Here is a 20315-nt window from a genome sequence, read left to right as displayed (position 1 = left end):
GCGTTATCCGCCGCAGCAGGGCCGGCGCATAACCTGTTCCAGGTTATGCGCCCTACGTTTCTGAGGCTCGTAGCGCAACGCTTTTCGTAGGAGCGAGCTTGCTCGCGAACCTGGCCGATTGTCGCGGCGTCAGGCGGTTCGCGAGCAAGCTCGCTCCTACAAGGGTCGGCCTCTGCATAGAGACATAACTTGTAACATTCCCCGCCGATCATGACCGGGACACCCCTCCACGCGGACTCCCAGCATGACCACCGATACCCTGGCCGCCGGCGATCTTCCCGTCGCCGAAGAACGGCCCCATCTGGAACGCAAGCCCGGCCGCATTACCGCCTTCATCTTCTTCGCCGTGCTCGCCGTCGGCCTGCTGTTCTCGGCCTGGAGCCTGGTGCGCGACGTCGATGACGTCACCACCACGGTTACCACCTGGACGCCGTTCCTGCTGCTCGGGGTCGCCCTGTTCATCGCCCTGGGCTTCGAGTTCGTCAACGGCTTCCACGATACCGCCAACGCGGTGGCCACCGTCATCTATACCCACTCGCTGCCGCCGCACTTCGCGGTGGTCTGGTCGGGCTGCTTCAACTTTCTCGGCGTGCTGCTCTCCAGCGGCGCGGTGGCCTTCGGCATCATCGCCCTGCTGCCGGTGGAGCTGATCCTGCAGGTCGGCTCCTCGGCCGGCTTCGCCATGGTCTTCGCGTTGCTGATCGCCGCCATCCTGTGGAACCTCGGCACCTGGTGGCTGGGCCTGCCGGCATCGTCCTCGCATACCCTGATCGGCTCGATCATCGGCGTCGGCATCGCCAATGCACTGATGCACGGCCGCGATGGCACCAGCGGCGTCGACTGGGCGCAGGCGACCAAGGTCGGCTATTCGCTGCTGCTCTCGCCGCTGATCGGCTTCGTCTGCGCCGCGCTCCTGCTGCTGGCGCTGCGCCTGCTGGTGAAGAATCGCGCGCTGTACAGGGCGCCGAAGGGCAAGACCCCGCCGCCGTGGTGGATTCGCGGCCTGCTGATCCTCACCTGCACCGGTGTGTCGTTCGCCCACGGCTCCAACGACGGGCAGAAGGGCATGGGCCTGATCATGCTGATCCTGGTCGGCACCTTGCCGATGGCCTACGCGCTGAACCGCACCATGCCGGCGGACCAGACCGTGCAGTTCGTCGCGGTCGCCGAAGTCACCCAGCAGGCGCTGGTTCGCGCCGCGCCGCAGGCGGCTCCGGCTGATCCGCGTGCGGTGCTGTCGGAATATGTGCGCACCAAGGAAGCCAAGCCGGAGCTGATCCCGTCCCTGGCGGCGCTGACCGGCGCCATCGGCGCGGAAGTGAAGGGCTACGGCAGCCTGGCTCGCGTGCCGGCCGAAGCCATGGGCAACGTGCGCAACGACATGTACCTGACCAGCGAAGCGATCCGCCTGATGGACAAGGACAAGGTCGGCAACTTCGACGCGGACACCAGCAGCAAGCTGGCCGCGTTCAAGGGCAAGATCGACGAGTCGACCCGCTTCATCCCGCTCTGGGTGAAGGTCGCCGTGGCCATCGCTCTCGGCCTGGGCACCATGGTCGGCTGGAAGCGCATCGTGGTCACCGTCGGCGAGAAGATCGGCAAGACCCACCTGACCTATGCCCAGGGCGCCTCGGCGGAGCTGGTGGCGATGATGACCATCGGTGCGGCGGACATGTATGGGTTGCCGGTGTCGACGACCCACGTGTTGTCCTCGGGTGTGGCCGGCACCATGGCCGCCAACGGCTCGGGCCTGCAGATGCGCACCATCCGCAACCTGCTGATGGCCTGGGTGCTGACCCTGCCAGCGGCCATCGTGCTCTCCGCTTCGCTGTACTGGCTGTTCACCCATCTGTTCTGATTGTCGTGGGTGAAGTGAAAACGCCGCTCCCCGGAGCGGCGTTTTCATTCTGCGCATCCGTACGTGCGCGCACCATTTTCCCGGCGTGGGCCTTTGTAGGATGGGTGGAGCGCAGCGATACCCATGCTGTCGGTGCGCCGATTTGATGGGTATCGCTGCGCTCCACGCCATCCTACGTCGTGCTCATCCCGTTACTCCGCTCGGTGGCTTTAGCAACGGCCCCATTCTGGCCCGCTTGAAATATCGAACGCGTGGTGCGTATTTTGTACGGGCTCGCGCACCTCGCGCGGCGTCCTGTGACAAGGACAAGAAGAACAAGGATAAGAAGTCATGAGTAGCGATCTAGCGAACCCGCTCGCCGAACGCCTGGCTGGAGTGGAAGAGATCGAGTGCGTCACCCCCGACCTCAACGGGGTGCCGCGTGGCAAGGTGATGACCGGCGAGGGCTTCCTCACCGGGCGCCGGCTACAACTGGCGCGCGGCGTGCTGCTGCAGTGCATCATGGGCGGCTACCCGGCCGCGAAGTTCTACGGCAGCGACGACGGCGACCTCGCCCTGATCGCCGAGCCGACCCAGATTCACCGCCTGCCCTGGAGCGACGAGCCGCGCGCCTTCGCCATCTGTGATGCGGTGGAGCTCGACGGCAAGCCCTCCGGCCTGTCCACCCGTGGCCTGCTCAAGCAGGTCGTCGCGCGCTACGCCGAGCGCGGCTGGAGCCCGGTGGTGGCGACCGAGCTGGAATTCTTCGTTTTCGCCCCAAACCCCGACGCCAACGAAGCCTTCCAGGCGCCGCTCGGCCTCGACGGCCGCCGCGAGCTCGGTCACTCAGCCTTCAGCGTGTCCTCCAACAACGGCCTGCGCCCGTTCTTCCAGGACGTTTACCGCTGCATGGAAGCGGTGGGGCTGGAGCGCGACACCTTCATGCACGAGATGGGTACCACTCAGTTCGAGATCAACTTCCTGCATGGCGACCCGGTGCTGCTGGCCGACCAGACCTTCCTGTTCAAGCACCTGCTCAAGGAGGTCGCGCTCAAGCACGGGCTGATCGTGGTGTGCATGGCCAAGCCGCTGGCGCACACGCCGGGCAGTTCGATGCACATCCACCAGAGCGTGGTCGACGGCGAAGGCCGCAATATCTTCACCGATACCAACGGTGATGCCACGCCATTCTTCCGCCACTTCATCGGCGGCCAGCAGGCCTGCCTGGCGGATTTCACCCTGCTGTTCGCGCCGAACGTGAATTCCTTCCAGCGCCTGTGCCATCCGTACGCGTCGCCGAACAATGCCTGCTGGTCCCATGACAACCGTGCCGCAGGCCTGCGCATTCCGGCCAGTGCACCGGTAGCCCGTCGTGTGGAAAACCGTCTGGCCGGTGCCGATGCCAACCCTTACCTGGCCATCGCCGCCAGCCTCGCTGCCGGCCTGCATGGCATCGAGCAGGGTCTTGAGCCCACTGCGCCGATCCAGGGTGAGTTCGAGGTGCCGGACGAGCTGCTGCTGCCCTGCACGATGTACGACGCGATGCAGCGCCTGAAACGCAGCGAACTGGCCCGCGAGGTGTTCGGCAACGAGTTCATCGACGGCTACTGCGCGACCAAGTCCATGGAGCTGACCAGCTTCTTCGACGAAATCACCCCGTGGGAGCGCCGAGTACTCGCTGCCCAGGCCTGATGCCTGGAGCCTGATGTCAAGGTCCTGAGTCGCGTGCCCGCCGACACAGCTGCGGCGAAAGTCTGATGCAGCTGTGATCGGCGGCCATTTCCAGGCGATCTTCCGGCCATCCTCGTACATCCGGCCGATATCCTTCGAAACGCCCCGCTTGACCGCGTGCGACGCCCGCTATTCCAGGCCCGGCAGGCCTCTCGACGCGCCGGTTGGCAGCCTCTACTGTGTCACGGCAAGTCCCGCTTTCCGCTTCCCGGACATTGTGCCGGGGTTGTCCTGGACCAGGAGGTCCAATGCTTCGGATCGTCACTGCCTTCCGCGCTCTGTACTTCGCCGCCGTCATGCTCCTGACCGGTTCCGGTCTGCTCAGTACCTACCTTGCCTTGCGCCTGGGCGCGGAGAAGGTCGATGGGCTGTGGATCGGTGCCATGATGGCGGCCTACTACCTCGGTCTGGTACTGGGCGGCAAGATCGGCCACCGGCTGATCGCCCGTGTCGGCCACATCCGCGCCTATGTCGCCTGTGGCGGCCTGGTGACCGCCGCCGTGCTGGGCATCGGCCTGTTGCCGTGGATGGGGTTCTGGCTGGTCCTGCGGGTCGCCATCGGCCTGGGGATGATGTGCCAGTACATGGTCATCGAGAGCTGGCTCAACGAGCAGGCCGAGGCGCGCCAGCGCGGGCTGGTGTTCGCCGGCTATATGGTGGCCTCGTACCTGGGGCTGGTGCTCGGCCAACTGGTGCTGGTGGTGCATCCGGGGCTCGGCCCGGAACTGCCGATGCTGATCGCGCTGTGCTTTGCGATGTCGCTGATACCGGTGGCGATCACCCACAAGGTCCACCCGGCACCGCTGCGCCCGGCGCCGCTGGAGCCGCGCTTCTTCATCCAGCGGGTGCCGCAGTCGCTGACCACGGTGCTGGTGTCGGGGCTGGTGATTGGTTCCTTCTACGGCCTGGCGCCGCTCTATGCGGTGCGCCAGGGCTTGAGCACCGAGGAAATCGGTGTGTTCATGGGCGGCTGTATCTTCGCCGGGCTGGTGGTGCAGTGGCCGCTGGGTTGGCTCTCGGATCGCTACGATCGGGCGGCGCTGATCCGCAATGCCTCGATCCTGCTGCTGGTGGTGGCTTTGCCGCTGGCACTGTTGCCGATGCTGCCGCTGCCCCCGATCTCGCTGGCCTGGCTGTTGCCGATGGGGTTTATCGTCTGCCTGGTCCAGTTCACCCTTTATCCGCTGGCAGTGGCGTTCTCCAATGACCATGTGGAGGGCGAACGCCGTGTTTCGCTGACGGCCATGCTGCTGGTGACCTTCGGCGTGGGTGCCTGTATCGGCCCACTGGCGGCCGGTGCGCTGATGAAGCTGTTCGGCGCGAACATGCTCTATGCGTTCGTCTGCGCCTGTTCACTGATCCTGATCTGGCGCGTGCGCCCGGAGAAGGTCAGTGGTATGCACCGCGTCGACGAGGCGCCGGTCAAGCACGTCGCCACGCCGGACAGCCTGGCGTCTTCGCCGCTGTCCGCCGCGCTCGACCCGCGGGTCGACGAATCGGCGGTGGAAGAGCAGATGAAGGGCAACGACAACAGCGTGCCGACTCCCGAGCCAGCAGCGGGAACGGAAACCGAGGAAGAAAGCCGGCCTGCCTGAGGCCGCAAGGGAAGGGCGGCAAGAGCTTGCCGCCCGGGACGAACTAGAACAGCTCGTCCTTCTCGAAGCGCCGGGCTTCGCGTTGCAGCTGGTAGACGAAACGCTCGATGTTGCGCTGCGCCAGGCCGCTCATCTGGTGGAAGCGCATGCCGGCAAAGCTGTAGCCGACCTTTTCCTCGAAATGCACGTGGCGCAGTTCGACCGCCATGGTCAGCGCGCCAAAGGGCAGCCGCGCAGTGAATTCCTCGTAGACCTGGCCGGGCTGCAGACGCTCGGCGGCGTTGCCTTCCAGGCGGATCTTGCAGCCAGTGGCGGAAATGTCGATCAGGCTGCCCTTGAGTGGAGACTTCAGCTTGCTGCCGCCAATCTCCACGGCCACCGGTTGGCCCTGGCCCACGGGGGCGCGGAAGGCATTGCGGCGCTGGTGGTAGAGCATCTCGGACGGCACTGGCAGCCAGTAGCAGCGAGCGCCGTCGATCTCGGAGAAGAAAGCGTTCTGGGTGTTTTCCCAGGCGATGCGCACGCCTTCGTGGAAGGCTTCGATACGGAATTGCTCGCCGTTCTGCAGGAAGCGCTCGCCGTCGTTGGGGATGAGTTCATCGAGGGCGACGATGTTGCGCTCGCGGTTGATCTCGACGACGAAGCTCTGGAAGCGCTGGCCGCGCCCTTCGAAGGTGATTACCAGGGGATCGTGACTGTCCATCAGCATTTTCAGGCTGGCGTGGATCTCCACCGGAGCTTTCAACACCTTCGGTGGTTGAGGGCCATTTTCCTCGGCGAACAGATTGGACACGGTCCGCGGGTCTCCATTGTGTTTGTTATGAGTCGTGCACGGGGCAGGGCCGAATAGTGGCATTCTGCCCTAGGGCGGGCCTTCAGGCCAGAGAAGTTCAGGCCTGGCTGAGCGGGCGCTGGCGGTTGCTCTGGGTGGAGCCGCCGTAGCGATCATAGAGTCGAGGAGTGTCCTGGCCGCGCAGGATATCGAGCGTGCGCTCGGTGCTGGCCTGGCCGGAACGGATGATGCGGCCGTTGCGCTGGTTGGCTTCCTGGCAGCGTTCGAGCAGGGCGCCGAGCTCTTCGGCACGAGCGGTGAGAGCGGTGTTGCCGGTCGCCTGGGCGATCTGTGCAAGCCCTTTGCTGTCCGCGCTGACGCCGGCCTGTTGCAGTGCCTGGGTGCGGATGCGACCGTTCTGCTCGAGCTGATGCAGCAGCGGCAGCTTGCTGTCGAGCAGCTTCTGCAGCTGGTCCAGGTCGCGTGCTTGCAGCGCCTGGTACTCGTCGTCGATCAGCTGCAGCAGGTTGCTGGCTGCTTCGATGTCGCCGTTGATCAGGGAAAGCAGGGCATCGGACATCTTGGGCTCGGCGTACTAGCGGTTGACCAGGCGCTGAGTGAACTCAGCGCTGGGATTCGAAATCGAGCAGCTTGCTGGCGACTTTCTGGCTGTCGACCTGGTAGCTGCCGTCAGCGATGGCCGCCTTGATGCGGGCCACTTTCTCGTTGTCGACCACGGGCTGGTCCTTCAGTTGATCGCTTACTTTCTGCAGTTGCTGCGCGGTGTCGCTCAGCTGTACCGACTCGCCGCTCTTGGCCGGGGCGTTGACGGAGGCATTCTCTGCGGCGGCTTCGCTGCGACCGCTCTGGGCAGCACTGCTACGGCCAGTGCTGGCTGTCGTAGAGGCCGGGTTCAGCCGGTTGAAGTCGATGACCATGGTGGAAACCTCTGGAGGTATTGGACGCTTGCCAAGCTTTTCGGCCGTCCTGAAAGAAACTTTAGGCCGAATTTTCGTGCGCCTGAGCACATTTTGCAGAGGGCTGCGCTCATCATGCCAGAAAAAGCCCGAGGTCGAGCGCTACAGGCTGACTTCCACGGTCCCCGGCTCCACCACGCGAGCCCTGACGATACGCTGGGAGCGCAGGTTGCGCACGCGGATCTGCTCACCGGTTACGCCATCGGACAGCGCTTCGCCGGGCATGAACACGTTGATCGCACTGGTCCTGGCGCGAATCACCACCTGGTCGCCCTTGCGCACGGCCGCCGCCTGTTCGAGGAAGACCGGCGCCAGCACCTGGTCGTTGACGGTCGGGCGCTTGAGCTTCATGCCGACCACCTGGCTCGGATCGGTCAGGTAGCCCTGGCTCAGTTGGCCGACGTCCCGTTCGACGACACTGACGTCACCCGGTTCGACGACATGGTTGCGCTGCAGGGGCAGGGTGGTGACGACAACTTGACGGAACAGCTTGACCGTTGCCGGCACGAATACTGTCCAGGGCGAGCTGCCTTCGCAGAGCACCCGCACGGTGACCCGACCAACGGGCTGTGCCGGGCTTTCCAGCTTCTGCGTCAGGTCCTTGTCGCATTGCGTCAGGCGCAGGCGGGGGTCGATGCGTGCGACCTCAATCTCGTAGCGCGCGTCTATGCCCGAAGTCTGCAGATAATCTTCCACCTTGAACTCAAGAAAGCCCTGGGTGGAGCCGATAAGGATTTCAGGCGCGGTGAAGCCTTCCGCCCCAGCCGGGGAGAGGGTCAGCGCACCCGTCATGCCGAGCAGCGCAGCCATCAGGGCGCGCGCGGGTCTCAGCTGTCGGAAAAATGTCGTTGCCTGTTTCATGCAACGATCCAAGCAATGGTCATGCCGCCTTCGTGAGTCGGGCGGCGTTGCGTGCACAGGAGGCTCAATGGCCGGAGTCATGGATTCGGTCAACCAGCGTACGCAGCTGGTTGGCCAGAATCGTCTCGAACTGCTGCTGTTCCGCTTGAACGGCAGCCAGCTGTACGGGATCAACGTGTTCAAGGTGAAGGAGGTGCTGCAGTGCCCCCGCCTGACCGTGATGCCCAAATCCAGCCAGGTGGTGCGCGGGGTGGCGAACATCCGTGGCGGCACCATTCCGATCCTCGACCTGGCGCTGGCCACGGGGCGTCACGCCCTGCGGGACATCGCCAACAGCTTCGTGATCATCACCGAGTACAACACCAAGGTGCAGGGCTTCCTGGTGCATTCGGTGGAGCGCATCGTCAACATGAACTGGGAGTCGATCCATCCGCCACCCAAGGGGACCGGCCGCGACCACTACCTGACGGCGGTGACGCGGGTGGACAACCAGCTGGTGGAAATCATCGACGTGGAGAAGATCCTCGCCGAAGTGGCGCCGACCTCGGAGGATATTTCCGAGGGCGTGCTGGATGCCGAGACCCAGGCCCGTGCGGTGAGCAAGCGCGTGCTGGTGGTGGATGATTCCTCGGTGGCGCGCAAGCAGCTGGTGCGTTGCCTGGAAACGGTCGGCGTGGAAGTGCTGGCGCTCAACGACGGCCGCCAGGCGCTGGATTACCTGCGCCAGATGGTGGACGCCGGTGGACATCCGGGCAGCGATCTGCTGATGGTGATCTCGGACATCGAAATGCCGGAAATGGATGGCTACACGCTCACGGCGGAAATCCGTCACGACCCGCGCATGCAGGACCTGCACATTCTCCTGCATACTTCGTTGTCCGGGGTGTTCAACCAGGCGATGGTGAGAAAGGTCGGCGCTGACGACTTCCTCGCCAAATTCCGTCCCGATGACCTGGCGGCCCGCGTGTCGGACCGCATCAAGGCAGTGGATGGCGCGACGGCCTGATGCCTGAGTGACGAGATGCGGGTGGCGCCGGTGCCGCCCGCATCGTCTATGGTTTTTTGAGCACCGGTCAGGCAGCTGTCGTCGTATTGCCGGCAGCCGTCCACGAGCAAAGAGGCTTATCTGTGACATCCACCAATTCTGAATTCGAGCTGTTCCGGGATTTCCTGGAGAAGACCTGCGGCATCCTCCTGGGCGCCAACAAGCAGTACCTGGTCTCCAGCCGCTTGAACAAGTTGATGGAGCAGCAGGGCATCAAGTCCCTGGGCGAACTGGTACAGAAGATCCAGATGCGCAGCCAGCTGCGCGAGCAGGTGGTCGACGCCATGACCACCAACGAAACCCTGTGGTTTCGCGATACCTACCCCTTCGAGGTACTGAAGAACCGCGTGCTGCCAGAGATGATCAAGGCCTCGCCCGGCCAGCGCCTGCGTATCTGGTCGGCCGCCTGTTCGTCGGGGCAGGAGCCGTATTCGCTATCGATGGCCATTGACGAGTTCGAGCGCACCAACCTCGGCCAGTTGAAGGCGGGCGTGCAGATCGTCGCCACCGACCTTTCCGGCTCCATGCTCTCTGCCTGCAAGGCCGGCGAGTACGACAGCCTGGCCATCGGCCGTGGCCTGTCGCAGGAGCGCCTGGCGCGCTACTTCGACCAGAAGACGCCCGGACGCTGGACGGTGAAGCCGCCCATCAAGAGTCGCGTGGAGTTCCGCGCGCTGAACCTGCTGGACAGCTACGCGACGCTGGGCAAGTTCGACATGGTGTTCTGCCGCAACGTGCTGATCTATTTCTCGGCTGAGGTGAAGCGCGACATCCTGCTGCGCATCCATGCCACCCTCAAGCCCGGCGGCTATCTGTTCCTCGGCGCATCCGAAGCGCTCAACGCGCTGCCGGACCATTACCAGATGGTCCAGTGCAGCCCGGGGATCATCTACAAGGCCAAGTGATTGGCCGATGCCCCGCCTGTTCGGGCGGGGCTCTTGCTACTGCATTCACATTCAGCATTCGCATTCAGCCGATCGCGGACGAAGTCCGCTCCTGTGCAGGGATCGGCCTGTGTAGGAGCGGATCCTATCCGCGATCCGCCGACAAGCCCGGCGCCGGGCGTGGCCCTGTTTTTTCTGGAACGGCGGAATCTCGTGCTCGGGAATCGCGGACAAGGTCCGCTCCTACAGGGACGGTTCTGCGCCGAGCAAGGGCGGCAAAGCGCAGCGGCAAGCTTGCCGCCTTGCCTCTGGCGGCAAGGAAAACAGTTGCCGCTTTGCCGCTGTTTGCCGCTTCTTGCCGCTCTAAAGATTCGCTCAAACCCTTGAAAATAAAGGGAATGAAAATATGGCACGCACCTTGCTGAAGTGTTGGCAAGCCCACACCGGCAAACAGGTTCGTGACCATGAGCATCAGCTTCGACAAAGCCCTCGGCATCCACCAGCAAGCGCTGAGCTTCCGCTCCCAGCGCGCTGAAGTTCTGGCCAACAACCTGGCCAACGCCGACACGCCCAACTACAAGGCGCGCGACCTGGATTTCGCCTCGGTGCTGGCGGCCCAGTCGGACAAGATGAAGAACGGCACCTTCAGCGCGACCCTGACCAATTCGCATCACATTGCCGCTGATGGTTTCGGCATGGGTGACGAGTCGCTGAAGTACCGCATCCCGAACCAGCCTTCGGTCGACCAGAACACCGTCGACGAACAGATCGAGCAGGCCAACTACGCGGAGAACTCCGTGCAGTTCCAGGCCTCGTTCACCTTCCTCAACAGCAAGTTCAAAGGGCTGATGAATGCCCTGCGCGGGGAGTAATCGCCATGTCGCTCGCCAGTGTCTTCAACATCGCCGGTACCGGCATGAGTGCCCAGACCACCCGTCTGAACACCACCGCGTCGAACATCGCCAACGCCGAGAGCGTCTCCTCGAGCATCGACCAGACCTACCGCGCCCGTCACCCGGTGTTCTCCACCATGCTGCAGAACGCCCAGGGCGGCGACCAGGGTTCGCTGTTCGGCGAGACCGACCAGGCGGGTTCGGGTGTGCAGGTGCTGGGCGTGGTCGAGGACCAGAGCCCACTGGTGCCGCGCTACGAGCCGAATCACCCGGCCGCCGACAAGGACGGTTACGTCTACTACCCCAATGTCAACGTGGTGGAGGAGATGGCCGACATGATCTCCGCCAGCCGTTCTTTCCAGAGCAACGCGGAAATGATGAACACCGCCAAGCAGATGATGCAGAAGGTCCTGACCCTGGGTCAGTAAGCGCAGAGGACGCCCCATGAGCATCAATACCGATAACACCACGTCGAACTCGGTCCTGACGTCGCTGAACGCCGGGTCCAAGAGCTCGTCGTCCACGACCGAGACCGGGACCAGCGCGCTGGGCAAGGATTCCTTCCTGCAACTGCTGGTCACCCAGCTGAACAACCAGAACCCGCTGGACCCGCAGGACAATACCGAGTTCGTCTCCCAGCTGGCGCAGTTCAGCAGCCTGGAGAGCATGCAGAACCTGGATACCACCCTGGGTACCTTCTATTCCTCGTTCCAGTCGTCGCAGGCCCTGCAGGCTTCCTCGCTGGTCGGCCGCTCGGTGATCGTCAACTCCAGCAAGGTACAGGTCGACGACCCGAGTGCCGGCGTCAACGGCACCCTGGTGATGCCGTCCGGCGGCGACGGCGTGACCCTGAAGATCTACGACGACTCCGGAGACCTGGTGCGCACCGTCGACATGGGCAGCCAGAAGGCCGGCAACATCGACTTCAAGTGGGACGGCAAGGACGACAGCGGCGAGCTGGTGGGTGCCGGCACTTACACCGTCAAGGCCACCGCCAGCCTGGACGGTACCAGTACCGCCCTGACCACCTACCTGCCGGCCACGGTCAACAGCGTCACGCTCGGCCAGAACGGCGGGGAAATGTCCCTGAACCTGGCGGGCATCGGCGCCGTTTCCGCCTCCAGCATTCAGACCATCGGAAAATAACGCCGCGTTTCGGCACAGGAGCAACACATGTCTTTCAATACCGCCCTGAGTGGACTCAACGCCGCGTCGATGGACCTGAACGTCACCGGCAACAACATCGCCAACGTCGGCACCACCGGCTTCAAGTCGTCGCGCACCGAGTTCGCCGACCTCTACGCCTCCTCGATGCTCGGCACTGGCCGCATTGCCGTGGGTAACGGCGTGGTCACCCAGGCCGTCTCGCAGCAGTTCACCCAGGGCAACCTGAGCACCACTGGTCGCAGCCTGGACCTGGCAGTGAGCGGCAACGGCTTCTTCATGACCAGCGACAACGGCAGCCGCGTCTACACCCGCAACGGCACCTTCAATACCGACGCCAGCGGCTACATCGTCGATGGTTCGGGCAACCGCCTGCAGGGTTACGGCGTCAACGCCAACGGCAACATCGTCAACGGCGTGATCACCGACCTGAAGGTCGACACCGCCAACCAGCCGCCGAGCCCGACCTCCACGATCACCTCGACCCTGAGCCTGAACTCCAACGCCACCACGCCGACCACCACGCCGTTCGATGCGACCGACTCGGACAGCTACAACTGGTCGACCTCGGTGGATATCTACGACTCCCAGGGCAACTCACACACCATGACGAACTACTTCGTCAAGGACAGCGCCAACAACTGGTCCATGTACACCCTGGTGGACGGTCGCAACCCGCAGACCCCGACCAGCACCACGCCGCTGAGCAGTGACATCACCTTCAACAGCGCCGGCCAGCTGACGGGCATCACTTCCACCGGCATGACCGTCAACGCCGACAAGACCCTGACCCTGACCGGCTGGACCCCGGCGGCCGTCACCAACTCCACCACCAGCCCGGTGACCTGGGGCGCCAACGGCGCAGCGGGCGCTACCGGCGGCATCAGCATCGACCTGACCAAGACCACCCAGACCAATGGCTCCTTCGCCGTGACCGCGGTGACCCAGGACGGCTACGCCACTGGCCAGATGTCCGGTCTGTCGTTCGCCGAAGACGGGCAGATGTACGCCACCTACACCAATGGCCAGTCCAAGGTGATCGGCCAGGTGATCCTGGCCAACTTCGCCAACACCCAGGGCCTGACTCCGGTGGGCAATACCGGCTGGAAGCAGTCGCTGGCCTCGGGCGAGGCGGTGATCGGCACGCCGACTTCCGGCACCCTCGGTTCGGTCGGCTCGGGCACCCTGGAAGACTCCAACGTCGACCTCACCGCGCAGCTGGTGAACCTGATCGTGGCGCAGCGCAACTACCAGGCGAACGCCAAGACCGTCCAGACCGAAAGCACCATCTCCGACACCATCATCAACCTGCGCTGATCGGCGTCATGAGAAAAGGCCCCGCCGGGTAAACCGGCTGGGCCTTTTTCTTTACCGCGCGCCTTGCTGCGAATGGCGCGTCAGCGGGTGAGTGGTCAGCGAGCGAGGTGGTTCTCGATCATCTTCACCACGTCACCGGCGTGCCCACTGATGACTGCCTTGGCGGCATACAGGGCCATGCCCCTGACCGCTTCGGGGGCAACCTTGGGCGGCATCACCAGCTCCTGATTCACCACCACGTCCAGCAGTGCGGGGCCGGGCTGCGCCAGCCATTCGACGACGGCTGCCTCCAGCTCGTCGCAGTGCGTCACCTTGCGCCCCCACAAGCCAATGGACTCTGCCACGCGGCCGAAGTCGGGGTTCTGCAGGTTGGTGAAGGCGTCGAGCATGCCTTCCACCCGTTGCTCCAGTTCGACGAAGAACAGCGCGCTGTTGTTGAACACCACCAGCTTCAGCGGAATCTTCTCCTGGACCAGTGTCAGCAGGTCGCCCATCAGCATCGACAGGCCGCCGTCGCCGCACAGGGCAATGACCTGACGTTCCGGGAAGGCGACCTTCAGGCCCATGGCCTGCGGCATGGCGTTGGCCATGGTGCCGTGCACCAGGCTGGCCAGGGTACGCCGGCCCGGCAGGGCGCTGATGTAGCGCAGGATCCAGATCATCGGTGAACCGCCGTCGGCGGTGAACATCGCATCCGCCGGAGCGTGGCGGTCGATCAGGCTGGTCAGGTACTGCGGGCGGATCAAGCCGCTGTGCGTTGGTTGGGCATGCTCGCGCAGGCCATCCAGTGCCTTGCTGTGTCGCTCCCGGCAGTGGTCGAGGAAGCTGCGTTCCTGGCGCGGGGTGATCAGCGGCAGCAGCGCCTCCACGGTGCTGCGCACATCGCCCACCGCACCGAGGCTGATCGGATGGCGGCGGCCGAGATGGCTGGCTTCCAGGTCGATCTGGATGATGGTCGCGTGCTCCGGGTAGAACTGCCGCCAGGCGAATCCCGAGCCGAGGATCAGCAGCGTGTCGCACTGGCTGACGGCATAGCAGCCGGACTCGTGCCCCATCATGCCGATCATGCCGACGTTGAACGGGTTGTCCGGTTCGAGGAAGTCCTTGGCGCGGGAGCTGTGGGCGATGGGTGCCTGCAGCGCTGCTGCCAGTTTCTTCACCTCATCCTGTGCCCCGGCGCAACCGATGCCGCCATAGATGGCAACGGACTTGCCGGCATTGAGTAGCGCGGCGATCTGCTGCAATTCGTCGTCGGCAGGTCTCACTCTGGGCTGGGGCCTGATCGGTGGCAGTGCCTTGGCGCCGGTCGGTGCAGGCATGCCGGCGATGTCGGCCGGCAGCACCAGCACGGCGACGCCGCGCTTGTTCAGCGCTTCCTGAACGGCCTGCCGGGTCTTCTGAACGGCCTGTTGCGGGCTGTGGATTTCTTCGCAGTAGACGCTGCAACGGCTGTAGACCTGGAGGAAGTCGACTTCCTGGGGGAAGTCCGTGCCCTGGGTGTCGCTGAGGATCTGGCTGGCGATCAGTACCACCGGCGCGCCGTTGCGGTGGGACTCGAACAGGCCGTTGATGAAGTGCAGGCTGCCCGGCCCGCAGCTGCCGGCGCACAGGGTCAGGGTGTCGCTGATCAACGCCTCGGCGCCAGCGGCAAAGGCGCCGGCTTCTTCGTGACGCACGTGTACCCAACGGATTTTGCCCTGGCGTCGCAGGGCGTCGGTGAAGTGGTTGAGGGTGTCGCCGGGAATCCCCCAGCAGTGTCTGGCACCTGCGCTGTGCAGGATGTCGACCATGAGTTCTGCCACTGTCTGGCTCATATCGGGTTCCTTGGGTCTTCAGGGAAGGGGTGTTGTGTGCCTCTTCGGGGCGCACGTCGGCCCCTTGCTGACGGGGCCGTTGGCGGGGCTGGCGGATCAGGGCTTCTTGCGTACGGCGGTGACTTCGATCTCCACCAGCCAGCCCGGATCGAACAGACCGGCCACCTGGATGGCTGAGCGCGCCGGCACCTTGGGCTGAGACGCGGTGCCGAAGAACTGGTTGTAACCTTCCATGAAGCCGGCGAAGTCCATCTTGCCGCCCTGCTTCGGGTCGCCCACCAGGTAGGCCTGCATCTTCACTACGTCATCCATGCCCAGTCCCATGGACTTGAGGGTGCTCTGGATGGATTGAAGGACGCTGATGGTCTGGGTTTTGGTATCGCCGTACACCACGGTGGCGCCGGAGAGGTCCTTCTGCGGCACGGCGCCGGGCGTCAGGCCACTGACATGGATTTCCGAGTAACCCTCGGGCACCTCCACCGCCAGGGCGATGGGGAAGTTGGAGTCCGGCAGCTTGTAGCGGATCACCTCGGCGGCGCTGGCGTAGAGCGGACCGGCCAGCAGGATGAGGGCAAGCGGTAGGGTGAAGCATTGGAGTCGTTTCATCGGTCAGCCTTCCTGGTAGGTGATGGGCTTGGGCGGTCGCAGTTCCTTGACCTGCTGCGCGGTGATGGTCTGCGTGCTCTTGTTGCCGAAGTGGGTGGTGACGTAGTTGGCGACGGCGGCAATCTGCGTGTCGTTCAGGTCGGCGCTGAAGCTGGGCATGCCGTGCAAGCCGTTGAGCATGATGGTGGCGGGGTAGTCCGGAGTGGCCAGGCGTGGGTTGTCGGCGAGCTTGGGATACATCCCCGCGCCGCTGTGGGCGCCCTGGCCTTCGGGCATGTGACAGCCCTGGCAGATGGACTGGTAAAGCACGGCACCGTCGGTGCTGGTGAAGTTGTTGTGGTCGTTCTGGAAGATCGCGTCGTCCCGGCGCATGGGGTCGGGGCCGGCCAGCGCAAGGGTTGGAAGCAGGGTCAGCAGGGCAAAGAAGGAATGGCGTGGTTGCATGGCAGTAATCCTCAGGAGGCTGAGCCGACGATGCGCCGATGCAGGCGGGTGACAGCGTCGCGGGCGGAGAGGGCGGCGCCTTCCTGCCAGCCGGGAATGTAGGAAGCGTGCTCGCCGGCCAGGAGGATGCGGCCGTCGATCTGGCACAGGTTGTCGTAGTGCTCCTTGCGCGTTTCTTCGGTCCACAGGCCGTAGCAGCCGTTGCTCCAGGGAACCCGGTGCCAGCCGACGGTGATGCCGTTGTCGAACTCATCGTGGTATTGCGGGTGGATCTGCGCGCCGTATTCGAGAACCTTCTGCAGGCGCTCGTCCGGAGTCATGGCGGTGAATTTGTAGGAGTCCGCGCCGAAGGTGTAAGCCGCCATGAGAACGCCCTTGCCGGGTTGGTTGATGCCGGCCATGGGGTAGCTGATGCGGTTGATCGGCAGGTTGGTGCGGGTGATGCCGCCGTAGATGCGCTCATCGTCCTCCCAGAAGCGCCGTTTGAACTGGATGCCGGCCTTGAAAGCGGTGTCATAGGGAACGGCAGCGATGGCGGCCTTCATCTTGTCGCTGACATTGATGTCGAGCTGGCTGAGGATCGACAGGGGCAGGGTGCAGATGCACCAGTCGGCGCTGGCGTGCTGGGTCTTGCCGGTCTTCAGGTCGGTGTAGGTGGCGGTGACGCCCTTGTCGGTCTGCTCGATCCTGCTGATCTTGGCGTTGAATTGCAGGACCGCTTTGAGCTCGCGTTCGAAGGCCCGGGGCAGCATGTCCATGCCGCCGGTGGGCTGGAACAGCGCGGTCTGGAATTCATACAGCTGGCCCTGGGAGATCGCCGCCCAGAGGCCGGACTTGAGCAGGTCGCCCAGCTGAGTCGGCTCGGAATAGCTCGCCACCGGCATCAGGCCGCCGCCGGGGTCGATCTCGTATCCGCGCCGCGCGCTGGAGACCAGGTTCTTCGAATAGCGGTAGTTGTTGTCCAGGGCGCCGAAGTCCTTCAGCGATTCGAGCAGCCTCTGCTGGTCCTCCTTGGTCAGGGGCGAGTCCAGGGTGCCCTGACCGACCACCTTGGCCAGCAGTTCCGAGACGCCGCCCTGATAGTCGCACTGCACATGGCGCAAGCGCTGTGGCTGGCTGCTGAAGGCGTCGGTGGCGTGGACATAGGCGTTGTAGTTGACCTGGAAGAACGGGTCGAGGCCGACGCCCAGTTCCTTGTAGTAGTCCAGCATCGCGTAGTGGTTGTAGGGGATGCGCCACGGACCGGGATTGATGTACTGGCCCTTGTCGAACCGGCACACCTGCTTGATGCCGCTCAGTTCGGTGAATTCGTCTCCGCCGCGCAGCGTCCAGGAGCGGCCGCCGGCCTTGGCGTTGAATTCGAGGATCTGCACCTTGTAGCCGGCCTTGCGCAACTCATAGGCCGAGACCAGGCCAGCGATGCCAGCGCCTAGGATCAACACGCTGGCGCCCTTGGGCGCGCCTTCGAGTTTCATCGGCCCGCGGTAGGGTGGTACCGCGGCGTAGCCCAGGCTGGTCATGGCCTGGTACAGCACGGCGCCGCCGGCAGCCATGCCGATCATGGACAGCAGATTGCGCCGGGTGACAGTAGCGGAATGGACCATCTTCGGAAGTACTCACGTCGAGAGTGAACAAGGCCACCAGAAGCTGAGTGGCTACTGCCGGCTGGGCCGGTCTTCCTTAATTAGCATCGTCCCCTTGGGCGATGGGCTGAGTGGGAATGAAGTGGAACGATCGGCCAGAACACAGCGAAGAATCGGACGCTCAACTTCTTCCGAGCGAAGAATTTTCCAGGTAGCCCCTCTGATAGGGCGTGCCTCTGAAGAGTGACTTCTTCAACTTGGCGTCAAGTTGCCGGTGGCGGCAGTCTGTCGCCGCTTCCCGGCCATTCAGTAGCGGGCTGATGCTGGATATTTTAAAAATTCTTTAAATATCAATTGATTATGTGGTTGTTATCGGTCTGGCATAGCCCTTGCTAGCTCCACTCCAGCACCGCCGGGAATTCGACTCGGCACTGGAGGAATGCCTTGGACAGAATGCTGTATGTCGCCATGAGCGGCGCGAGCCAGAACACCAAAGCCATGCAGGCTCACGCCAACAACCTGGCGAACATCTCGACGACCGGTTTCCGCCGCGACTTCGAACAAGCTCGCGCCATGCCCGTGTTCGGCGACAGCTTTCCGGCGCGCGTCTTCGCCATGAGCGAACGCCCGGCGACCGACTTCACCACCGGCTCCCTGCAGGAGACCGGCCGTGACCTGGACGTGGCTGCCAAGGGCGATGCCTGGATTGCCGTACAGGCGCCGGACGGCGGCGAAGCCTATGTGCGCACCGGCAGCCTCGAAATCGATGCCCTCGGCCAACTGCGCACCGGCGACGGCATGCCGGTGATGGGCAATGGCGGGCCGATCGCGATTCCGCCGGAAGAGAAGATCGACATCGGCCAGGACGGCACCATCACCGTCCGCGGCCAGGGTAACCAACCTAACGCGCTGGCCACCGTCGACCGCATCAAGCTGGTCACGCTCGATCCCAAGCAGCTGGAGAAAGGCAGCGACGGCCTCATTCGCCTGAAGTCGGGCCAGCCCGCCCCGCAGGCCGACGCCAATGCCGGCGTGCAGTCCGGTGTGCTGGAGGCCAGCAACGTCAACGCCGTGGACGAGATGACCTCGATCCTGGCGCTGTCTCGCCAGTTCGAATTGCACGTGAAGATGATGAAAACCGCCGAAGAAGACTCCCAGTCGATGGCGCGTGTTTTGCAGTTCAGTTGATTTAGAACCTGATTAACCGTTCGAGGCGCCACGAATCCGGCGCCCGAGGAGAACGACATGCTTCCGGCACTTTGGGTCAGCAAGACCGGTCTGTCCGCCCAGGACATGAACCTGACCACCATCTCGAACAACCTGGCGAACGTGTCCACCACGGGCTTCAAGCGCGACCGCGCGGAGTTCCAGGACCTGCTCTACCAGATCAAGCGTCAGCCCGGCGCCAACTCGACCCAGGACACCGAGCTGCCCTCGGGCCTGCAACTGGGTACCGGTGTGCGCATCGTCGGCACCCAGAAGAACTTCACCGCCGGCAGCCTGCAGACCACCGACAACCCGCTGGACCTGGCGGTCAACGGTCGCGGCTTCTTCCAGGTGCTGACCCCGGACGGCACCGTCGCCTACACCCGTGACGGCAGCTTCCACCTGAACTCCGACGGTCAGATCGTCACCTCCAACGGCAATACCCTGGAGCCGGCCGTTGTCGTCCCGGCGGAAACCCAGACCTTCACCGTCGGCAACGACGGCACCGTCTCTGTCACCGTCGCCGGCAACGCCACGCCGCAGATCATCGGCAACATCCAGACCGCCGACTTCATCAACCCGGCGGGCCTGCAGGCCACCGGCGACAACCTGTTCCTGGAAACAGCCTCCAGCGGCGCGCCCCAGGTCGGCACCCCGGGCCTGAACGGCCTGGGCACCGTGCTGCAGAACACCCTGGAGAACTCCAACGTCAGCGTGGTGGAAGAGATGGTGAACATGATCACCACCCAGCGCGCCTACGAGATGAACTCCAAGGTGATCTCCACCGCTGACCAGATGCTCTCCTTCGTCACGCAAAACCTGTAACCCGCTGATCCCGTAGTCGCTCTCCCCGAGAGGTAGCTGTAGATGAACCGTTCCCACCTCCTTCCGCTGCTGGCCATCGCCGCGTTGGCAGGGTGCGTGAGCCCTCCGCCCAAGCCGGACGATCCCTATTACGCTCCGGTGCTGCCGCGCACGCCTGCGCCGGCCGCCCAGAACAACGGATCGATCTACCAGGCCGGGTTCGAGAACAACCTCTACGGCGACCGCAAGGCCTTCCGCGTGGGTGACATCATCACCATCACCCTCAACGAGAAGACCCAGGCCAGCAAGAAAGCCAACTCGGACATCTCCAAGGACAGCAGCAACAAGCTCGGCCTGACCTCGATGTTCGGCAGCAGCCTGACCACCAACAACCCGGTAGGCGGCGGCGACCTGAGCCTTTCCGCCGAGTACTCGGGCAACCGCGAAGCCAAGGGTGACAGCGCCGCCGGGCAGAGCAACAGCCTGACGGGTTCGGTCACCGTGACCGTGGCCGATGTCATGCCCAACGGCATCCTCGCCGTGCGTGGCGAGAAGTGGATGACCCTGAACACCGGCAATGAGCTGGTGCGCATCGCTGGCCTGATTCGCGCCGACGACATCGCTACCGACAACACCGTGTCGTCCACCCGTGTGGCCGACGCGCGCATCACCTACTCGGGCACCGGTGCGTTCGCCGATGCGAGCCAACCGGGCTGGTTCGATCGCTTCTTCCTCAGCCCGCTGTTCCCGTTCTGAGCAGGGTGAATGTGATGATCACTGTA

The 20315-nt window shown here is 64.1% G+C and carries 21 protein-coding genes; 12 read left to right on the top strand and 9 right to left on the bottom strand.

The features are described from left to right. Positions 1–244 precede the first annotated feature (244 nt). From ACKI1H_RS26070 to ACKI1H_RS26060, 3 genes are all read left to right on the top strand, one after another. Complete coding sequence (locus tag ACKI1H_RS26070; protein WP_138520490.1) at positions 245–1858, top strand: inorganic phosphate transporter; 1614 nt, start codon at positions 245–247, stop codon at positions 1856–1858. 432 nt (positions 1859–2290) lie between these two features. Next, positions 2291–3529 (top strand): glutamine synthetase family protein, encoded by a 1239-nt coding sequence (locus ACKI1H_RS26065; protein WP_440468912.1) that lies wholly within the window; start codon positions 2291–2293, stop codon positions 3527–3529. A 287-nt stretch (positions 3530–3816) separates the two neighbouring features. Continuing rightward, positions 3817–5163, top strand: a complete 1347-nt coding sequence (locus ACKI1H_RS26060; protein ID WP_440466774.1) for an MFS transporter — start codon at positions 3817–3819, stop codon at positions 5161–5163. A 43-nt stretch (positions 5164–5206) separates the two neighbouring features. Here the strand turns inward: ACKI1H_RS26060 and ACKI1H_RS26055 are convergent, their stop codons facing one another. The 4 genes from ACKI1H_RS26055 to flgA all read right to left on the bottom strand — a co-directional run bounded on the left by ACKI1H_RS26055 (position 5207) and on the right by flgA (position 7704). Further along, entirely contained in the window at positions 5207–5956 is a 750-nt protein-coding gene (locus tag ACKI1H_RS26055; RefSeq protein WP_440466773.1) for a flagellar brake protein, read from the bottom strand. Between the two features lie 97 nt (positions 5957–6053). Beyond that, a complete protein-coding gene (locus tag ACKI1H_RS26050; protein ID WP_138520494.1) occupies positions 6054–6515 on the bottom strand; it encodes a flagella synthesis protein FlgN in 462 nt (153 codons plus the stop codon). A 43-nt stretch (positions 6516–6558) separates the two neighbouring features. After that, on the bottom strand, positions 6559–6873 hold the full coding sequence (flgM, locus tag ACKI1H_RS26045) for a flagellar biosynthesis anti-sigma factor FlgM (RefSeq protein WP_045212162.1): 315 nt from the start codon (positions 6871–6873) through the stop codon (positions 6559–6561). Between the two features lie 141 nt (positions 6874–7014). Then, positions 7015–7704, bottom strand: coding sequence for a flagellar basal body P-ring formation chaperone FlgA (flgA, locus tag ACKI1H_RS26040; RefSeq protein WP_138520606.1), 690 nt, complete (start codon positions 7702–7704; stop codon positions 7015–7017). Positions 7705–7840: 136 nt separating this feature from the next. Between flgA and ACKI1H_RS26035 the strand changes: the two genes are divergently transcribed. After that, positions 7841–8779 (top strand): chemotaxis protein CheV, encoded by a 939-nt coding sequence (locus ACKI1H_RS26035; protein WP_440466772.1) that lies wholly within the window; start codon positions 7841–7843, stop codon positions 8777–8779. A 122-nt stretch (positions 8780–8901) separates the two neighbouring features. Continuing rightward, positions 8902–9723: a protein-glutamate O-methyltransferase CheR gene (gene cheR / locus ACKI1H_RS26030; protein WP_440466771.1), complete on the top strand. Its 822-nt coding sequence runs from the start codon at positions 8902–8904 to the stop codon at positions 9721–9723. A gap of 124 nt (positions 9724–9847) precedes the next feature. Here cheR and ACKI1H_RS26025 read toward each other — a convergent pair whose 3' ends face one another. After that, on the bottom strand, positions 9848–10168 hold the full coding sequence (locus ACKI1H_RS26025) for a hypothetical protein (RefSeq protein WP_138520496.1): 321 nt from the start codon (positions 10166–10168) through the stop codon (positions 9848–9850). On the opposite strand from ACKI1H_RS26025, the gene flgB reads away from it, so the two are divergent. Genes flgB through flgE form a run of 4 tightly spaced genes read left to right on the top strand, consistent with a single transcriptional unit; the run spans position 10167 to position 13076 of the window. Further along, positions 10167–10574: a flagellar basal body rod protein FlgB gene (gene flgB / locus ACKI1H_RS26020; protein WP_138520497.1), complete on the top strand. Its 408-nt coding sequence runs from the start codon at positions 10167–10169 to the stop codon at positions 10572–10574. The two genes, ACKI1H_RS26025 and flgB, sit on opposite strands and share 2 nt — an antisense overlap. Positions 10575–10579: 5 nt before the next feature. Further along, the gene (gene flgC, locus ACKI1H_RS26015; protein WP_045212156.1) at positions 10580–11023 is read left to right on the top strand and encodes a flagellar basal body rod protein FlgC; all 444 of its coding nucleotides are present in this window, start codon (positions 10580–10582) and stop codon (positions 11021–11023) included. Positions 11024–11045: 22 nt separating this feature from the next. Further along, entirely contained in the window at positions 11046–11741 is a 696-nt protein-coding gene (gene flgD / locus ACKI1H_RS26010; protein WP_425049019.1) for a flagellar hook assembly protein FlgD, read from the top strand. A gap of 27 nt (positions 11742–11768) precedes the next feature. Further along, the gene (gene flgE / locus ACKI1H_RS26005; RefSeq protein ID WP_138520499.1) at positions 11769–13076 is read left to right on the top strand and encodes a flagellar hook protein FlgE; all 1308 of its coding nucleotides are present in this window, start codon (positions 11769–11771) and stop codon (positions 13074–13076) included. Positions 13077–13171: 95 nt separating this feature from the next. Here the strand turns inward: flgE and ACKI1H_RS26000 are convergent, their stop codons facing one another. The 4 genes from ACKI1H_RS26000 to ACKI1H_RS25985 form a co-directional block, all read right to left on the bottom strand. Next, on the bottom strand, positions 13172–14890 hold the full coding sequence (locus ACKI1H_RS26000; RefSeq protein ID WP_440466770.1) for a thiamine pyrophosphate-dependent enzyme: 1719 nt from the start codon (positions 14888–14890) through the stop codon (positions 13172–13174). Between the two features lie 96 nt (positions 14891–14986). Further along, a complete protein-coding gene (locus tag ACKI1H_RS25995; RefSeq protein WP_440466769.1) occupies positions 14987–15496 on the bottom strand; it encodes a RidA family protein in 510 nt (169 codons plus the stop codon). A 3-nt stretch (positions 15497–15499) separates the two neighbouring features. Then, a complete protein-coding gene (locus tag ACKI1H_RS25990; RefSeq protein WP_138520502.1) occupies positions 15500–15940 on the bottom strand; it encodes a c-type cytochrome in 441 nt (146 codons plus the stop codon). Between the two features lie 11 nt (positions 15941–15951). Beyond that, positions 15952–17544: a flavin monoamine oxidase family protein gene (locus ACKI1H_RS25985; protein ID WP_440466768.1), complete on the bottom strand. Its 1593-nt coding sequence runs from the start codon at positions 17542–17544 to the stop codon at positions 15952–15954. Positions 17545–17967: 423 nt separating this feature from the next. Between ACKI1H_RS25985 and flgF the strand changes: the two genes are divergently transcribed. The 3 genes from flgF to flgH are packed head-to-tail and all read left to right on the top strand — an operon-like array spanning position 17968 to position 20289. Next, positions 17968–18711 (top strand): flagellar basal-body rod protein FlgF, encoded by a 744-nt coding sequence (flgF, locus tag ACKI1H_RS25980; protein ID WP_138520503.1) that lies wholly within the window; start codon positions 17968–17970, stop codon positions 18709–18711. 57 nt (positions 18712–18768) lie between these two features. Continuing rightward, a complete protein-coding gene (gene flgG, locus ACKI1H_RS25975) occupies positions 18769–19554 on the top strand; it encodes a flagellar basal-body rod protein FlgG (RefSeq protein WP_138520504.1) in 786 nt (261 codons plus the stop codon). Positions 19555–19596: 42 nt separating this feature from the next. After that, entirely contained in the window at positions 19597–20289 is a 693-nt protein-coding gene (gene flgH / locus ACKI1H_RS25970) for a flagellar basal body L-ring protein FlgH (RefSeq protein WP_138520505.1), read from the top strand. Positions 20290–20315: the final 26 nt, after the last annotated feature.

The sequence above is a fragment of the Pseudomonas sp. YH-1 genome, assembly GCF_051990045.1.
Taxonomy (GTDB): Bacteria; Pseudomonadota; Gammaproteobacteria; order Pseudomonadales; family Pseudomonadaceae; genus Pseudomonas; species Pseudomonas nicosulfuronedens.
This window is presented reverse-complemented; position numbering and strand designations above follow the sequence as displayed.

Bases quoted from the DNA above. Each gene is read 5' to 3' on its own strand.
- ACKI1H_RS26035 (WP_440466772.1), top strand. From the start codon at position 7,841: ATGGCCGGAGTCATGGATTCGGTCAACCAGCGTACGCAGCTGGTTGGC.
- flgC (WP_045212156.1), top strand. From the start codon at position 10,580: ATGTCGCTCGCCAGTGTCTTCAACATCGCCGGTACCGGCATGAGTGCC.
- flgM (WP_045212162.1), bottom strand. From the start codon at position 6,873: ATGGTCATCGACTTCAACCGGCTGAACCCGGCCTCTACGACAGCCAGC.
- ACKI1H_RS25990 (WP_138520502.1), bottom strand. From the start codon at position 15,940: ATGCAACCACGCCATTCCTTCTTTGCCCTGCTGACCCTGCTTCCAACC.
- ACKI1H_RS25985 (WP_440466768.1), bottom strand. From the start codon at position 17,544: ATGGTCCATTCCGCTACTGTCACCCGGCGCAATCTGCTGTCCATGATC.
- ACKI1H_RS26000 (WP_440466770.1), bottom strand. From the start codon at position 14,890: ATGAGCCAGACAGTGGCAGAACTCATGGTCGACATCCTGCACAGCGCA.
- ACKI1H_RS26025 (WP_138520496.1), bottom strand. From the start codon at position 10,168: ATGGTCACGAACCTGTTTGCCGGTGTGGGCTTGCCAACACTTCAGCAA.
- ACKI1H_RS26050 (WP_138520494.1), bottom strand. From the start codon at position 6,515: ATGTCCGATGCCCTGCTTTCCCTGATCAACGGCGACATCGAAGCAGCC.
- flgE (WP_138520499.1), top strand. From the start codon at position 11,769: ATGTCTTTCAATACCGCCCTGAGTGGACTCAACGCCGCGTCGATGGAC.
- flgB (WP_138520497.1), top strand. From the start codon at position 10,167: ATGAGCATCAGCTTCGACAAAGCCCTCGGCATCCACCAGCAAGCGCTG.
- ACKI1H_RS26065 (WP_440468912.1), top strand. From the start codon at position 2,291: ATGACCGGCGAGGGCTTCCTCACCGGGCGCCGGCTACAACTGGCGCGC.
- ACKI1H_RS26060 (WP_440466774.1), top strand. From the start codon at position 3,817: ATGCTTCGGATCGTCACTGCCTTCCGCGCTCTGTACTTCGCCGCCGTC.
- flgA (WP_138520606.1), bottom strand. From the start codon at position 7,704: ATGACGGGTGCGCTGACCCTCTCCCCGGCTGGGGCGGAAGGCTTCACC.
- ACKI1H_RS25995 (WP_440466769.1), bottom strand. From the start codon at position 15,496: ATGAAACGACTCCAATGCTTCACCCTACCGCTTGCCCTCATCCTGCTG.
- flgH (WP_138520505.1), top strand. From the start codon at position 19,597: ATGAACCGTTCCCACCTCCTTCCGCTGCTGGCCATCGCCGCGTTGGCA.
- flgG (WP_138520504.1), top strand. From the start codon at position 18,769: ATGCTTCCGGCACTTTGGGTCAGCAAGACCGGTCTGTCCGCCCAGGAC.
- ACKI1H_RS26070 (WP_138520490.1), top strand. From the start codon at position 245: ATGACCACCGATACCCTGGCCGCCGGCGATCTTCCCGTCGCCGAAGAA.